Consider the following 14506-nt stretch of genomic DNA (forward strand, 5'->3'; position numbering starts at 1 on the left):
TCAGGCTCCCTTTGGCAGAGTCGTCCCATGCGCTTGTTGATCGTGGAGGACGAGAAGCGGCTGGCGCTCTCGCTGGCCAAGGGGCTCACCGCCGAGGGGTTCGCCGTGGACGCCGTCCACGACGGCCTGGAGGGGCTGCACCGGGCCCGCGAAGGCTCGTACGACCTGCTGATCCTCGACATCATGCTGCCCGGCCTGAACGGCTACCGGATCTGCGCCGCCCTGCGCGCCGAGGGCAGCGAGGTGCCGATCCTGATGCTCACGGCGAAGGACGGCGAGTACGACGAGGCCGAGGGGCTCGACACCGGCGCCGACGACTACCTGACGAAGCCCTTCTCGTACGTGGTGCTGGTGGCGCGGGTACGGGCCCTGCTGCGCCGCCGCGGCACCGGCGCCGCGCCCGTGCTCACCCTCGGCGCCCTGAGCGTCGACCGGGCCGCGCGCAAGGTCTGGCGGGACGGCGTGGAGGCGGCGCTGACCGCCAAGGAGTTCGCCGTCCTGGAACACCTGGCGGTACGGGCCGGGGAGGTCGTCTCCAAGGCGGAGATCCTGGAGCACGTCTGGGACTTCGCCTACGACGGGGACCCCAACATCGTCGAGGTCTACATCAGCGCGCTGCGCCGCAAGCTCGGTTCCGAGTCCATCACCACGGTGCGCGGCGCCGGATACCGGCTGGTGGCACGTGCGTAGGGGGTTCGGCTCCGTACGGGCGAGGGCCGCGCTGGGCGCGACGCTGGTGGTGGCGGTGGCCCTGGTGGCCGCCGGGATCGCGGTGCTGGCGGTGCTGCGCGGCAACCTCACCGACCAGGCCGACCTCCAGGCGGAGGCGGACGCGCGGGGCGTGGCGTCGCAGATCGCGACGGGGGAGCCGTTCAAGAAGCTGGAGTCCGAGGACCACCATCCGATGCAGGTCGTGGACGACGACAAGCGCGTACGGGCCGTCAGCGACCACCTGGAGGCGGTGAGCGGCACGGGCAGCAAGAGCGTCAAGGCCCAGCCCTCGCCGACCCAGGAGGCCCAGGGGTCCCAGGCGGACGACAAGGACGACGACAGCGACGACGGTGACGACAGCGACGAGGCCGAGGGCGGGCCCGGGCCCGGCCGCGCCAAGGTCTCCGACGACGTCGACATCAGCACCGGTACGGCCCGTGTCCACGGGAAGACGGGCGACTACCGCTTCGCCGCCGTGGAGGCCCGTACGCCCAAGGGTGAGAAGGTCACCGTCTACGTGGGCGCGCCGCTCGCCACCGAGCAGGACGCGGTCGCCACGGTGCGCGGCGCGATGCTCATCGGGCTGCCGCTGCTGCTCCTCGTCGTGGCGGGCGTGACCTGGCTGGTGACGCGGCGCGCCCTGCGGCCCGTGGAGGGCATCCGGCGCGAGATGGCCGCCATCACGGCCAGTGAGGACCTGGCGCGGCGGGTGCCGGAGCCGCGGGCGCGGGACGAGGTGGCCCGGCTGGCCCGTACGACCAACGAGACGCTCGCGGCGCTCCAGGCGTCGGTGGAGCGGCAGCGGCGGTTCGTCGCCGACGCCTCGCACGAGCTGCGCAGCCCGATCGCCAGCCTGCGCACGCAGTTGGAGGTGGGCGTGGCCCATCCGGAGCTGCTGGACGCGGCGGGCGCGGTGGAGGACACCGTACGGCTCCAGAACCTGGCGGCGGACCTGCTGCTGCTGGCGCGGCTCGACGCGGGGGAGCGGCCCGCGGACGGGCGGGTGGACCTCGCGGGCCTGGCGCGCGAGGAGACGGCCCGGCGGGCGGCCCCGGCGCGGGGCGGGGTCGCGGTACGGGCGGCCGAGCTGGCGCCCGGCGAGGTGCTGGGCTCGCGCGGGCAGTTGGGGCGGGTGCTGGGCAACCTGGTGGACAACGCGTGCCGGCACGCGGAGTCGGAGGTCGTGGTCTCCGTACGGGCCGAGGGAAGGTGGCTGGTACTGGCCGTCGCCGACGACGGGGCGGGGGTGCCGGAGCCGGAACGGGAGCGGATCTTCGAGCGGTTCGTACGGCTCGACGACGCGCGCAGCCGGGACGACGGCGGGGCCGGGCTGGGGCTGGCCATCGCCCGCGATGTGGCCGCGCGGCACGGCGGGACGCTCACGGTGCGCGCGTCGCCCAGCGGCGGCGCGTGCTTCGAACTACGGCTGGAACGGGCGGGTTCCCAGGCATGAGCGCCCCGACCCGCCCGCAATCGACGGAGACCCGCCCGTAGCCGACGGAGACCCGCCCGCCGTCCAGTCCCCAGCCCCCGCCGCCGTCTCAGACCCGGCCGCGCGTGGAGCGCAGGTGCTTGGCCACGGGCGCGAGGGAGCCGTACAGCGCCTTGAGGTCGTCGGTCGTGAGCAGGTCGATGAAGTGCTTGCGCACGGAGGCGACGTGGTGCGGGGCGACCTGGCGCATGGTGTCCCAGCCCTGCTCGGTCAGGACGGCGTAGAGGCCGCGGCGGTCGGACTCGCAGTTCTCGCGGCGGACCAGCCCGGCGTTCTCCATGCGGGTGATCTGGTGGGAGAGGCGGCTCTTGGACTGGAGGGTGGCGGTGGCGAGGTCGCTCATCCGCATCCGGTGGTCCTCGGACTCCGAGAGATTGACCAGGATCTCGTAGTCGTTGTTGGTGAGGCCGAAGGGCTGGAGGTCCCGTTCGAGCTGGTGTGACAGGAGCCGGCTGACGTCCAGGTGGGCACGCCAGGCGCGCTGTTCCTCGTCGCTGAGCCAGCGGGTGCCGTTCTCGGTGTCCATGGGTGGATTCTACCTAAGGAAGTTGAAATATGAATCATTATCGGCCATGCGAGGCGGTGCTGGACCCTGCCGCCCGGCGGCGCCGGTACGCGAGCGTTCGGGGCGTACCGGACGGGGTGCGGGCGGCGCGGGGCGACGCTATATGGTCACGCGTTCGACGTCACCCTCTGCAGAGTACCGCTCACAGCCCGAAACGACGTTGGAGGGCCCCGAGCTGGCCGGAGCCGCCCGGTTGGGATGGCTGGTTTGCACCGGTTGCATTCGGAACGCCTTCCTGCTGCGGTACCGCGCCCGTCGCCAGCTCGGGCATCAGCTCCTCCGTCGACTGCAGCAGCACCGTGCCGCTGCCCACGAACTCGAACTGATGCTCCTCGCCCGACGTGCCCCCGATCCCCGTCCACGCCCGTACGCCGCCCAGTACGCCGCGCAGGTACTGGTGGTCGTAATGGTGGCAGGGGGAAGGGCAGTCGGCCCAGCCGACCAGCGCCTGCGGATCGACCCGGATCGGCGGCTCCACGAAGACCACCGGCCCGTTCGACGCGGCGACGAACTTGCCCGTGCCGATCAGCGTCAGAAACCCCGGAATGATCGACTGCTTCAGCGAGAGGGACGGTTGAAAGGCCAAGAGATTGCCGGAGCGTACGGTGAGATTGCCGTCTTCCAGGTCGTACGAGTTGACGTCGAAGGCCCGGTCCGCGAGCACCATCTTGCCCCGGCCCTCGGCCACCACCCAGTCCGAGGCGTGCAGCGGTGAGTGGAAACTGTGCGCGATGAGGCTGTCGAGCCGGCCCAGCCCGATGCCGTGGAAGTCGATCTGCCCGTAATAGGCGACCATCTTCCCCTTCTGGAGGAACCACTGGCCGTCCAGGTCCACGCTGAAGGCGTACGAGTTGACGTTGTCGTCGGAGGGCAGCGTCTGCGCGTCGTAGATCTCCGGACCGTTCACAGCTTTTCCTCCGACGCCTGTACGTACACGGTGCCGCTGCCCGACAGCTCCAACTGGAACGCCTCGCCCGAGCCGCGGCCCACCATCTCCCGCCAGCCGATCGCCGTGGACAGCTTGTTGCGCACGTCACCGCGGTGCGCCACATACGCCTGCGGGTCCACGTGCACGGGCCGGCCCGGGGCTATCGGCAGCTCGACGAAGCCGCCGTGCGCCAGCACGGCCGCGGCCCCGTGTCCCTTGAGCGTGGTGGTGAACAGCCCCTGCCCGGTGACCTGGCCACGCACCATCCCCATCACGCCGCCCTGCGACCCCATGAACATCGTGCCCTGGTCGAGCGTCCCGTCGAAGGCCAGCAGCCGGTCCGACTCCACGTACAGGGTGTCGCCGGCCAGCTCGATGACGTGCACATGGTGCCCGCCGTGGCCGAACATCACCGTGCCGTCGCCCTCCACGATCATCAGCGGCGTCGCCTCGTTGGCCACCCGCCGCCCGATCATCGACAGCACGCCGCCCTGGCCACCCGTGATGCTGGGCGTGAAGGACACATCACCCTGGTAGGCGAGCATCGCGCCGCGCTGGCTGAACATCCGCTGCCCGGGGAGGACCCGGCCCTCCACCATGCGCGAGTTGAGCATCTGGAACGGCACTACACGTCACCCCCGATCGTGTTGCGCTCGCTCGGCTGCACGTACACCAGCCCGTCCCCCTCGAAACGGATCTGGAACGCCTCGCCCGAGCCCTCCCCTATGAACGTGCGGAAGTTCACGCCCGACTGGAAGTGCTGCTTCAGATTGCCGGTGTGCGCTATGTACGCGCCGGGGTCGACCTGGAGTGGTGTCTGCGGCGTCACGCGCAGCACGATCGCCGTGCCGTCCGAGAGGATCGCCGCCTGCCCCGTGCCCTCCACGCTGGTGGTGAAGAGCCCATTGCCCTGGGACGCGCCGCGCAGCCCGGTGAAGGTCGTGCCGGTGCGCAGCGCCGAGTCCGTGCAGAGCAGATTGCTCGCCTCGACGTACAGCTTCTCGCCGTGCAGGCTCACCAGGTTGATCTCGCTCGCCCGGTCCGCGAAATAGCAGGTGCCGCGGCCCTTCACCTCCATGACTTCCATCTGTTCCCCCGTGAGGCGGCGGGTGACCATGCCCCGCAGGCCCTCGCCGCCGCCCGTGCGCTTCTTGAACGTCATCTCGCCGTCGTACGCGACCATCGCGCCGTTCTTGGCCTTGACCGCGTCGCCCGTCATGTCGACGGCGAGCATCTTGCTCCCCTGGAGCCGAAACTGAGCCACGCCCCAGACGCTATCCGGCGCGGGGCGGGCCGTCACCGGGGCCGGGTGGCCGCCGCCGGCCCGCGCGGCTCGCCGTGCCGCCCGGTCGTCGCTGCCCCGGCCCGCGCGCCGCGCCGCCCGGCACGCCTCCCGCCTGCGCTTCTGCCGCCGCCCCCGCCCCCGCGCGCGGAGAACGCGCGGGCGGGGGCGATAATGGATTCCTCTTGTGATCACGTTCACAAGAGCCGCCACTGTCGACAAGAGGTATCCGTGGACATCAAGACCGCCTCCGCCCTGCGCCGGCTCCGACTGATCTCCGCCCCGGAGGCCATTTCGTTCCTGCTGCTCATCGTCTGCTCGGTGCTCAAGCGGACGACCGACTTCAACGCCGTGCCGGCCATGGGCATGATCCACGGCGTGCTCTTCGTCCTCTACGTGCTCTTCTGGGCCGACGCCTGGAACCGCACCAAGTGGCCGGTGAAGACCGCGGCCCTCTACTTCGTCCTCTCCGTCCTGCCCACTGGCGGCTTCTTCGCCGAGCGCATGCTCCGCCGCGAGGCCGAGGCCAGCCTCATCGCCGCGCGCGCCCGCAAGGAAGGCGTGGTCAACGCATGATCGTCGCATTCTCCGTCTCCCCGGTCGGCGTCGGTGAGGACGTCGGCGAGTACGTGGCCGAAGCGGTCCGCGTGGTCCGCGAGTCCGGCCTGCCGAACCGCACCGACGCGATGTTCACCTCCCTCGAAGGCGACTGGGACGAGGTGATGGACGTCATCAAGCGCGCCGTCGCCGCCGTCGAGGCCCGCTCCGGCCGCGTCTCCCTGGTCCTCAAGGCCGACATCCGCCAAGGCGTCACCGACGGCCTGACCAAGAAGGTCGAAACGGTCGAGCGCTACCTGTCCTCCTGACGGGGCGGGGCGCGAGGGGGAACGGGGCCGACGGCGGCGGCGACCCGGCGGTACCGGCGGCCGGGTCCGCACGTACAGGACCGGCGCTGAACCTGCCCCCCTGACGGGGCGTGAGGGGGAGCGCGGCCGACGGTGGCGGCGACCCGGCGATACCGGCCGCCGCGCCCGTACGTACAGGACCGACGCTGACGCGTCCGTACGGGATCGGCGCTGACGCGTCCGTACGGCCGCCGGCTTGGCGCGTGCGGAAGGGGCTCGGCGTCTCCGGGTGCGTACAAGGTCGGCTCGGCGCGTACGTACGGTCGTCGGCTCGGTGCCCACACAGGGGCTCGGCGCGTCCGCGTACGGACGAGGCTTCGGCTTGCGGCGTACGGGCGGGCTCCTCGGCCTCGACGCCCGCGCGCGGGCTCGGCTTCGACGCGTACCGGCTCCGCGAAGCGCCGGAGCGTACGGATGGCCACGCGGCCCGGTTCAAGGGCCCGGCCCCGGTCGGCATCGGCCGCTCTGGTGTCTACGGGCGAGTCGATGGGAGCTGCCTACGGACGTGCGGGCTCCGGTTCCGCCGGGGACGGGTCCGGGGCGGCGGACGCCCCGGCCGGTGTGCCGGGGATCAGGGCGGTGGCGATCAGCCCGAGGACGACGAAGCCCGCCGCGATGAGGCCGCCGACGGTGATGCCCGTGGTCATGGCCGAGCGCGCCGCGTCGGCGACCGGCGCGGTCGCCGGGTGCGCGGCCAGCGGGCCGATGGCGGCGCCCGCGCTGTCGGTGACGGCGTGCGCGTACCGGCCGGACTCCGCCGCCGACAGACCGGCGTCGCCGAGGCCGGCGCGCAGCCGGGAGCCGAGCGTGGTGAAGAACGCCGTGGTCAGCACGGCGATCCCCAGGGCGGAGCCCAACTGGCGGAAGGCGCTCTGAATGCCGGACCCCTGGCCCGCGCTGTGGCCGGGGACCTCCGCGAGGACCACATTGGTGACCTGGGCCGTGGCGAACCCCACGCCGATGCCGTACGCGAAGAGCACCAGCGCGATCGACCACCAGGGGCTGTCCGTGGCCGCGATCAGCCCGAGCCCGGCCAGCCCGACGCCCTCCATGGCCAGCCCGAAGCGGACCTGGCCGAGCGGCGCGACCTTCGCCGACATCGGGAAGCTCGCGCCGCTCGCGACGAAACTGCCGATGGCCACCGGCACGAGGGCGAGCCCCGCCTGGAGCGCGCTGTAGCCGAGGGTGAACTGGAGCCACAGCGGCAGCACCGCGACGATGCCGAACTCGCCGAGGCCGATGATCAGGGTGGCGATGTTGCCGTTGCGGAACGAGGCGATGGAGAACAGCCGTATGTCCATCAGGGCTCGCGCGGGGTCGTCGCCGCGGGTGAGGACGGCTTGGCGGCGTACGAACAGGGCCAGGGCGACGAGGGCGAGCACCAGGGCGACGAGTACCGGCGAGGGGCCGCCGTCCCACGTGAACCCGAGGGCGTCCAGCGGGCGGATCGAGGCGAGCCAGCCGTACGTACGCCCCTCGACGAGCCCGAAGGCGAGCAGGCCCAGGCCGAGCGCGGACAGGACCGCTCCGGCCGCGTCGACGCGCCCCGCGACCCGGGGCGAGGGGGCCAGGAACAGCAGCGCGCCGACCGCGATCAGCGCGGCGAGCGGCACGTTGATGCCGAACGCCCAGCGCCAGGAGGCGTGCGCGGCGAGCCAGCCGCCCAGCAGCGGGCCGAGCGCCGACGCGGCGCCGATGGTCGAGCCCCACACGGCGAACGCCTGACCGCGCTCCTTGCCGGTGAACGTCGCGTTCAGCAGGGCCAGCGAGGTCGGCAGGATCATGGCCGCGCCCGCGCCCTGGAGGAAGCGGGCCAGGACGAGCAGCCCGCCGGTGGGCGCGAGACCGGCCAGCACGCTGGTCGCGCCGAAGACGACCACGCCGGTCACGAAGACGCGGCGGGCGCCGAGCGCGTCCGCGCACCGGCCGGCCAGCAGGAGCAGCGCCGCGATGACGATCGCGTACGACTCCTGGATCCATTGGGCCTGGCCGGAGGAGATGCCCAGGTCCTCGACGACGGACGGAACGATCACGTTGACGATCGTCGTGTCCACGACGATCAGCGCCACGCCCAGCGCGATGGCGATCAGGCCCAGCCAGCGGCGGGCTGGGGAAGGGTCACGCATCTCGGTACCTCCATGATGAAGTAATTCCACGGCGAAGGTAGATGGGGGGCGATAGGTTGTCAAAGACGAGCCGGGGGCTCGGATCTCGGATCACCGACGGGAACGGAAGGAGGGCGGCGGGTCTTGGCGGAGGAACCGACGCCGACGCACGGCGACATCGCGGCGCGACGCGACCGGCTGGTCGAGGGGTTGCGGACCTACGGCGGCCAGCACACCGAACTGAGCCGGGGCTTCGCCGCCTGGCTGGGCCTCCACTCCACCGACGCGGTCGCCCTGCTGGAGATCATCAGCGCGGAGGAGCGCGGCACGGCGCTGTCGCCGGCCCGGCTCGCCGAGCGCATCCCGCTGTCCTCGGGCGCCACGACCGCCCTCCTGAACCGCCTGGAAGCCGCCGGACACATCGTCCGCACCCGCGAGCACGCCGACCGGCGGATCGTCACCCTGCACAGCAGCCCGCACATCCAGGAGCGCGCCGACGAGTTCTTCGGCCCCCTCGGAGCCCGCGTGGACGCCCTGCTGACGCGCTACCCGCCCGAACTGCTCGACCGCTTCGACGAATTCCTGCGCGAGATGTGCGCGGCTCTGAACGCCCACATCACGGAGGTGTCCCAGACGTCCCAGGTGGCCCGTCCGGGCCGCGGCGGCTGACGGGGCGTCCCCTGCCGCCGACGCGCCTCCGGCGCTGTCAGCGACCCTCGGCCAGCGCTGTCCCGAGCGGCGTGCGCTCGTACAGAACCCGCAGGCCGTCGCGGCGGGAGCGGAGGAGTCCGGCGTCGCGGAGCACGGACAGGTGCGCCGATACGGACGAGGGGGCCAGCCCGTGGCGGTGGGCGAGGTCCGTGGTGGTGGCGGGGGCGTCGAGGCCCGCGAGGAGCGTGGCACGGTTCGGGCCCAGCAGCCGGGCCAGGGCCTGCCCGCCCGGTTGTGGGTCGGCCCACAGGGAGCCGATGCCGCGCGCGGGGTAGACCACGGTCGCCTGCCACGGCGGGTCGAAGCCGCTGACGACATCGGGCCAGACGAAAACGCTGGGCACGAGCATCAGCCCCTCGCCCGTCAGGGTCCGGGCGTGCCGGGATGGCGAGCGGTTCGCCACCGTCAGCACGCCGTCCGACCAGCTCAGCCGCGGGTGCAGGCCCGCGAAGAGCTGTTCCAGACCGCCGTCGGCCAGCCGCCGCGAGTGGAAGGCGACATCGGCCTCCAGCAGCGCCCGCAGCCGCGGCCAATGGGGCGCGACCAGCGCGTCCCAGACCTGCTCCAGCAGGTCCGCCAATTCGCGTACGGTCCGCGCCGGATCGGCCAGCAGCGCCCGCCCCCGCGGGGTGTCCGCCGCGCCGGGCGTGTCGGCGAGTGAACGGGCCACCTCGGCGCGTACGGAGCGCGGGTCGGCGGCCCGCACGCGCGCCAACTCGTCCGCGAACGAGGCGAACGGGCCGGTCGGCGGCGGGCACAGGAAGTCCGGGTTGTAGCCGTGCGGCGGCATCAGCAGCCGGACCGGCGCGAGATCGATCCCGTCGGCCGCCTCCCGCATCCGGCGCAGCCACGGCAGGTGGTAACCGTGCCGATCGGGCCGGCTCAGCGTCCGCACGGCCTCCTGCGTCTCCCACAACGGCGAGATCGCGAACCGGCACCGCAACAAATCCGCGGCCCCAAACCACATCCGATACCCCACCGCACCCTCCCCCTCCATCCCCCCACCAAGGCGCCCACCCACCGTACGAGCCCCACCCCTCACCCGGCGGCCCCCGCCAGACCCCCCCGGCCGCGCAAGCGGCAAAGCCTTGCCCGAAGCCCGGCCCGTGGCCGACCGTACGGGCGCCGCCGCTCGACCGGCGGCGTCCGCCGGAAGCCCACCCCGGCCGCGCAAGCGGCAAAGCCTCGGCCGGAGGCCGACGTCCACGCCTTCGCTGGCCGTGCCAGCGGTGGCGCTTTCCCGGCGGCCGTTGCCGCGTTCCGCCCCGCCCGCGCAGGCGGCGAAGCTTCGCCGCGCCCCGGCCCGGCCCGTGGCCGGCGATACGAGTGCCGCCGCTCGACCGTGCGGCGCCCGCCGCAGACCCACCCTGGGCCGCGTAAGCGGCAAAGCCTCGGCCGGAGGCCGCCCCCGGCCTTCGCCAACCGTGCCAGCGGTGGCGCTCTCCCGGCGGCCGTCGCCGCATCCCGCCCCGCCGCGCGGGCGGCGAAGCCTTCGCGGGAGCCGAGCCCGGCCCGTGGCCGACCACACGAGCGGCGTGCCCGGCACGCCCGCGAGTTGGCTGGAAGTGGGCGTTCCGGAGTGTGGGATGGCCATGACCACGATATGACCGGCCGGTAGGCTCGACCCCGTGTCGAAGCCCCTCAGCCTCACGTTCGATCCCATCGCCCGCGCCGACGAGCTCTGGCGGGAGCGGTGGGGCGCCGTCCCCTCCATGGCCGCGATCACTTCGATCATGCGCGCGCAGCAGATCCTTATCGGCCAGGTCGACGCCGTCGTCAAGCCGTACGGCCTCACCTTCGCGCGGTACGAGGCGCTGGTGCTGCTGACCTTCTCCAAGGCGGGCGAACTGCCGATGTCGAAGATCGGCGAGCGGCTGATGGTGCATCCCACGTCCGTGACCAACACCGTGGACCGGCTGGTCAAGTCGGGTCTCGTGGACAAGCGGCCCAACCCGAACGACGGGCGCGGCACGCTCGCCGCCATCACGGAGAAGGGCCGCGAGGTCGTCGAGGGGGCGACCCGCGACCTGATGGCGATGGACTTCGGCCTCGGGGCGTACGACGCGGACCAGTGCACGGACATCTTCGCGATGCTCCGCCCGCTGCGGGTCGCCGCGGGCGACTTCGAGGACCGTCAAGGGGACAGCCAAGGGAACGGCCCAGGGGCCGGCCAGGACGAAGACCTGGAGGGTGCGCGGGGGGAAGGCTGGGAGGGCAGCCCGGAAGAAAGCCGGGCGGAAAGGCAGAAGGCGGGCGCCGGGGAACGCTGAGGGGAGCGCCGGCGCGCGAGCCGGCTGACCAGCCCGCCCAGGGCCGGCGCGCGAGCCGGCCGACCAGCCCGCCCCAGGCCGCCGCGCGAGCCGCCCGACATGCCCGCCCCCAGCCCGGCACCCACAGCCGGCCGCACGGCCACTTCGCACCCCCCGGCCGCAAGATCGCCCAGAACGTGCGGTTACGCTCGACTCCATGCGGCAGTCTCCCGGGGCCCTTCCCCCGGGCTCCCGGCCGGGACGAGGCCGCCCCCAGACGGCAAGGCGAGGGAACCCCCAGTGAAACGAAGCGTGCTGACCCGCTACCGCGTGATGGCCTATGTCACCGGCGTGCTGCTGGTCCTCCTGACTCTCGGCTGCATCGCCAAGTACCTGCTGGGCATGGACGGCGCCGCGGACTTCACCAAGGTCGTCGCCATCGCGCACGGCTGGCTCTACGTCCTCTACCTGATCTTCGCGTTCGACATGGGCTCCAAGGCCCGGTACCCGTTCGGCAAGCTCATCTGGGTGCTGATCGCCGGCACCATCCCGACCGCCGCCTTCTTCGTCGAGCGCAAGGTCGCCCGGGAACTCGCCCCGCTGGTGGCGGACGACTCCGCCGCGCCCGCGAAGGTCTGACGCCGCCCGGCCGGCCGCCGGGCCACAGCCCACCACCCCGGGCCACAGCCCACCACCCCGGGCCACAGCCCACCCCAGGCCGCACCATCCACAGCCGCCCCGACGCCCCTTGTGCTCGGGGCGGTCTTGCGCGACCATTTACTAGGACGTCCTAGTAAATCTGTGTGCGGTCGAAACCGGCCGCCGGCGTCATCAAGGCGACGTCACAGACTCGCGCCGGGGCGCGGAGAGGCGAAGAGACCGATGGATGCACAGGAGATCGAGGCAGGGCGCAGCCGCTGGCAGGCCCGCTACGACAAGGCGCGCAAGCGCGACGCGGACTTCTCGACCCTGTCCGGCGACCCGGTCGAGCCCGTCTACGGGCCCGCGCCCGGCGACTCCTACGAGGGGTTCGAGCGGATCGGCTGGCCCGGTGAGTACCCCTTCACCCGCGGCCTGCACCCCACCGGCTACCGCGGCCGGACGTGGACCATCCGCCAGTTCGCCGGTTTCGGCAACGCCGAGCAGACCAACGAGCGCTACAAGATGATCCTCGCCGCGGGCGGCGGCGGCCTCTCCGTGGCGTTCGACATGCCCACCCTCATGGGCCGCGACTCGGACGAGCCGAAGTCCCTCGGCGAGGTCGGCCACTGCGGCGTCGCGATCGACTCGGCCGCCGACATGGAGGTCCTCTTCAAGGACATCCCCCTCGGCGACGTCACGACGTCCATGACCATCAGCGGCCCCGCCGTCCCCGTCTTCTGCATGTACCTGGTCGCCGCGGAGCGCCAGGGCGTCGACCCCGGTGTGCTCAACGGCACGCTCCAGACGGACATCTTCAAGGAGTACATCGCCCAGAAGGAGTGGCTCTTCCAGCCCGAGCCGCACCTGCGCCTCATCGGCGACCTGATGGAGCACTGCGCCCGCAGCATCCCCGCCTACAAGCCGCTGTCCGTCTCCGGCTACCACATCCGCGAGGCCGGGGCGACGGCCGCGCAGGAGCTGGCCTACACCCTCGCCGACGGCTTCGGCTACGTCGAACTGGGCCTCTCCCGCGGCCTCGACGTGGACGCCTTCGCCTCCGGCCTCTCCTTCTTCTTCGACGCCCACGTCGATTTCTTCGAGGAGATCGCCAAGTTCCGCGCCGCCCGCCGCATCTGGGCCCGCTGGATGAAGGAGGTCTACGGTGCCAAGACCGACAAGGCGCAGTGGCTGCGCTTCCACACCCAGACCGCCGGCGTCTCGCTGACCGCCCAGCAGCCCTACAACAACGTGGTCCGCACCGCCGTGGAGGCGCTGGCCGCGGTGCTCGGCGGCACCAACTCCCTGCACACCAACGCCCTCGACGAGACCCTGGCGCTCCCCTCCGAGCAGGCCGCCGAGATCGCCCTGCGCACCCAGCAGGTGCTGATGGAGGAGACCGGCGTCGCCAACGTCGCGGACCCGCTGGGCGGTTCCTGGTACATAGAGCAGCTCACCGACCGCATCGAGGCCGACGCCGAGAAGATCTTCGAGCAGATAAAGGAGCGCGGCGCCCGCGCCGTGCCCGACGGACAGCACCCGATCGGCCCGATCACCAGCGGCATCCTGCGCGGCATAGAGGACGGCTGGTTCACCGGCGAGATCGCCGAATCCGCCTTCCGCTACCAGCAGGCCCTGGAGAAGGGCGACAAGCGCGTCGTCGGCGTCAACTGCCACCACGGCTCGGTCACGGGCGACCTCGAAATCCTCCGCGTCAGCCACGAGGTCGAGCGGGAGCAGGTCCGTACGCTCGCCGCCCGCAGGGCCGCCCGCGACGACGCCCAGGTCACGGCCGCCCTCTCCGCCCTGCTCACCGCCGCCCGCGACGGCTCGAACATGATCGAGCCCATGCTGGAGGCGGTCCGGGCGGAGGCGACGCTCGGCGAGATCTGCGAGGCGCTGCGCGAGGAGTGGGGCACGTACACGGAGCCCGCGGGGTTCTGAGCGGTACGGGCCGTCGGACGGTACGAGCGGTACGGGCGTACGGGCGGTAGGCGCGGCAGGCCCGGCCGACCGGGGTGGCGCGGGGCGAGCGGTACGGGGGTCCGGTCGGCAAGGCGCGGCACGGTACGGCACAGCACGGGCGTACGTCCGTATTGCCTCGGGCTCCCTCTGCCCCTCCCAGTGTTTCCCGCCCTCAGCGGCCTTCGGGCGGCGGCTGGGGGAGGGCCGCCCGGAGGCCCGCCACCAGGAGGGCGGTGAAGGCGCGGGCCCAGTCGGGGTCGACCGGCTCGGCGCTCACGAGCGCGCGGTGCACCACCGCGCCCGCGATGACGTCGAAGATCAGGTCCGCGTTGCGGGCCGCCGTGACGGGGTCGGCCTCGTACGGCAGCTCGCCGCGGGCCTGAGCGCGCTCCCGGCCGAGCAGCACGAGCGTCTTCTGCCGGTCGACGATGGCCGAGCGGATACGGGCGCGCAGCGCGTCGTCACGGGTGGACTCGGCGACGACGGCCATCAGGGCCGTCTTGGTCTCCGGGCGCTCCAGGAGGGCGGCGAACCGCAGGACCACGTCCTCCACGTCGGCCTGGAGGCTACCCCGGTCCGGGAGGTCGAGGTGGGCGTCGAAGAGGGCGGCGACGGCGTCGACGACCAGTTCGCTCTTGCCCGCCCAGCGGCGGTAGAGGGTGGTCTTGGCAACCCCGGCACGCGCCGCGACGTCTCCCATGGTGAGCTTGGACCAGCCGAGTTCGACGAGCGCCGCCCGGGTCGCGGCGAGTATCGCGAGATCGGCTTCCGGACTGCGCGGCCGGCCCGGGCGGCCGGTACGGCTCGTACGGCCGGCGGGGGGATTCATGCGGTGACCTTACCGCCGGGTAGTCCACTGTCCCAGGGCGTGGAATCCGTGAGTGAGATCACGGAGAGGCCCTGTTGCCGGGTCGGTCGTTCCAGTTACGCTACGAGGCGTAGCGAAAGAGCGGC

At 72.5% G+C, this 14506-nt stretch carries 14 protein-coding genes and 1 pseudogene; 8 read left to right on the forward strand and 7 right to left on the reverse strand.

Annotated elements, in window-relative coordinates; genetic code table 11:
* Positions 1-27: 27 nt before the first annotated feature.
* Positions 28-690: a response regulator transcription factor gene (locus IF55_RS27535; RefSeq protein ID WP_030889751.1), complete on the forward strand. Its 663-nt coding sequence runs from the start codon at positions 28-30 to the stop codon at positions 688-690.
* Complete coding sequence (locus IF55_RS27540) at positions 683-2164, forward strand: sensor histidine kinase (RefSeq protein WP_030889753.1); 1482 nt, start codon at positions 683-685, stop codon at positions 2162-2164. The genes IF55_RS27535 and IF55_RS27540 overlap by 8 nt, the downstream gene beginning before the upstream one ends.
* An 88-nt stretch (positions 2165-2252) precedes the next feature.
* Here IF55_RS27540 and IF55_RS27545 read toward each other — a convergent pair whose 3' ends face one another.
* From IF55_RS27545 to IF55_RS27560, 4 genes are all read right to left on the reverse strand, one after another.
* Positions 2253-2729, reverse strand: a complete 477-nt coding sequence (locus IF55_RS27545; protein WP_030889755.1) for a MarR family winged helix-turn-helix transcriptional regulator — start codon at positions 2727-2729, stop codon at positions 2253-2255.
* A 181-nt stretch (positions 2730-2910) separates the two neighbouring features.
* Positions 2911-3675 carry an AIM24 family protein gene (locus tag IF55_RS27550; protein WP_030889757.1) on the reverse strand — a complete coding sequence of 255 codons (765 nt, stop codon included), beginning with the start codon at positions 3673-3675 and terminating at the stop codon, positions 2911-2913.
* Positions 3672-4322 carry an AIM24 family protein gene (locus IF55_RS27555; RefSeq protein WP_030889759.1) on the reverse strand — a complete coding sequence of 217 codons (651 nt, stop codon included), beginning with the start codon at positions 4320-4322 and terminating at the stop codon, positions 3672-3674. Before IF55_RS27555 ends, IF55_RS27550 begins: the two co-directional genes overlap by 4 nt.
* Complete coding sequence (locus IF55_RS27560; RefSeq protein WP_078645309.1) at positions 4322-4960, reverse strand: AIM24 family protein; 639 nt, start codon at positions 4958-4960, stop codon at positions 4322-4324. The genes IF55_RS27555 and IF55_RS27560 overlap by 1 nt, the downstream gene beginning before the upstream one ends.
* Positions 4961-5209: 249 nt before the next feature.
* On the opposite strand from IF55_RS27560, the gene IF55_RS27565 reads away from it, so the two are divergent.
* Together IF55_RS27565 and IF55_RS27570 are read left to right on the forward strand one after the other, a co-directional pair.
* Entirely contained in the window at positions 5210-5554 is a 345-nt protein-coding gene (locus tag IF55_RS27565) for a DUF3817 domain-containing protein (RefSeq protein ID WP_030889763.1), read from the forward strand.
* The gene (locus tag IF55_RS27570) at positions 5551-5844 is read left to right on the forward strand and encodes an MTH1187 family thiamine-binding protein (RefSeq protein ID WP_030889765.1); all 294 of its coding nucleotides are present in this window, start codon (positions 5551-5553) and stop codon (positions 5842-5844) included. Before IF55_RS27565 ends, IF55_RS27570 begins: the two co-directional genes overlap by 4 nt.
* A 536-nt stretch (positions 5845-6380) precedes the next feature.
* Here the strand turns inward: IF55_RS27570 and IF55_RS27575 are convergent.
* On the reverse strand, positions 6381-8009 hold the full coding sequence (locus tag IF55_RS27575; RefSeq protein ID WP_030889768.1) for a DHA2 family efflux MFS transporter permease subunit: 1629 nt from the start codon (positions 8007-8009) through the stop codon (positions 6381-6383).
* Positions 8010-8132: 123 nt separating this feature from the next.
* Between IF55_RS27575 and IF55_RS27580 the strand changes: the two genes are divergently transcribed.
* Positions 8133-8657, forward strand: a complete 525-nt coding sequence (locus IF55_RS27580; RefSeq protein WP_037966762.1) for a MarR family winged helix-turn-helix transcriptional regulator — start codon at positions 8133-8135, stop codon at positions 8655-8657.
* A gap of 37 nt (positions 8658-8694) precedes the next feature.
* Here the strand turns inward: IF55_RS27580 and IF55_RS27585 are convergent, their stop codons facing one another.
* Complete coding sequence (locus IF55_RS27585) at positions 8695-9696, reverse strand: ArsR/SmtB family transcription factor (RefSeq protein WP_030889774.1); 1002 nt, start codon at positions 9694-9696, stop codon at positions 8695-8697.
* A gap of 631 nt (positions 9697-10327) precedes the next feature.
* Between IF55_RS27585 and IF55_RS27590 the strand changes: the two are divergent.
* The 3 genes and pseudogenes from IF55_RS27590 to icmA form a co-directional block, all read left to right on the forward strand.
* Positions 10328-10834, forward strand: a pseudogene (locus tag IF55_RS27590) (MarR family winged helix-turn-helix transcriptional regulator); the annotation flags it as partial.
* A 414-nt stretch (positions 10835-11248) separates the two neighbouring features.
* Positions 11249-11587 carry a DUF3817 domain-containing protein gene (locus IF55_RS27595; protein ID WP_030889922.1) on the forward strand — a complete coding sequence of 113 codons (339 nt, stop codon included), beginning with the start codon at positions 11249-11251 and terminating at the stop codon, positions 11585-11587.
* A 243-nt stretch (positions 11588-11830) separates the two neighbouring features.
* Entirely contained in the window at positions 11831-13531 is a 1701-nt protein-coding gene (gene icmA / locus IF55_RS27600) for a coenzyme B12-dependent isobutyryl-CoA mutase large subunit (protein WP_030889919.1), read from the forward strand.
* 193 nt (positions 13532-13724) lie between these two features.
* On the opposite strand, the gene IF55_RS27605 is transcribed toward icmA, so the two are convergent.
* Positions 13725-14381: a TetR/AcrR family transcriptional regulator gene (locus IF55_RS27605; protein ID WP_030889917.1), complete on the reverse strand. Its 657-nt coding sequence runs from the start codon at positions 14379-14381 to the stop codon at positions 13725-13727.
* Positions 14382-14506: the final 125 nt, after the last annotated feature.

This window comes from Streptomyces varsoviensis, assembly GCF_000718635.1.
In the GTDB taxonomy this organism is placed as follows: Bacteria; Actinomycetota; Actinomycetes; order Streptomycetales; family Streptomycetaceae; genus Streptomyces; species Streptomyces varsoviensis.

Coding starts and splice junctions, on each gene's coding strand:
- IF55_RS27585 (WP_030889774.1), bottom strand. CDS start 9,696: ATGGAGGGGGAGGGTGCGGTGGGGTATCGGATGTGGTTTGGGGCCGCG.
- IF55_RS27535 (WP_030889751.1), top strand. CDS start 28: ATGCGCTTGTTGATCGTGGAGGACGAGAAGCGGCTGGCGCTCTCGCTG.
- IF55_RS27545 (WP_030889755.1), bottom strand. CDS start 2,729: ATGGACACCGAGAACGGCACCCGCTGGCTCAGCGACGAGGAACAGCGC.
- IF55_RS27570 (WP_030889765.1), top strand. CDS start 5,551: ATGATCGTCGCATTCTCCGTCTCCCCGGTCGGCGTCGGTGAGGACGTC.
- IF55_RS27605 (WP_030889917.1), bottom strand. CDS start 14,381: ATGAATCCCCCCGCCGGCCGTACGAGCCGTACCGGCCGCCCGGGCCGG.
- IF55_RS27575 (WP_030889768.1), bottom strand. CDS start 8,009: ATGCGTGACCCTTCCCCAGCCCGCCGCTGGCTGGGCCTGATCGCCATC.
- icmA (WP_030889919.1), top strand. CDS start 11,831: ATGGATGCACAGGAGATCGAGGCAGGGCGCAGCCGCTGGCAGGCCCGC.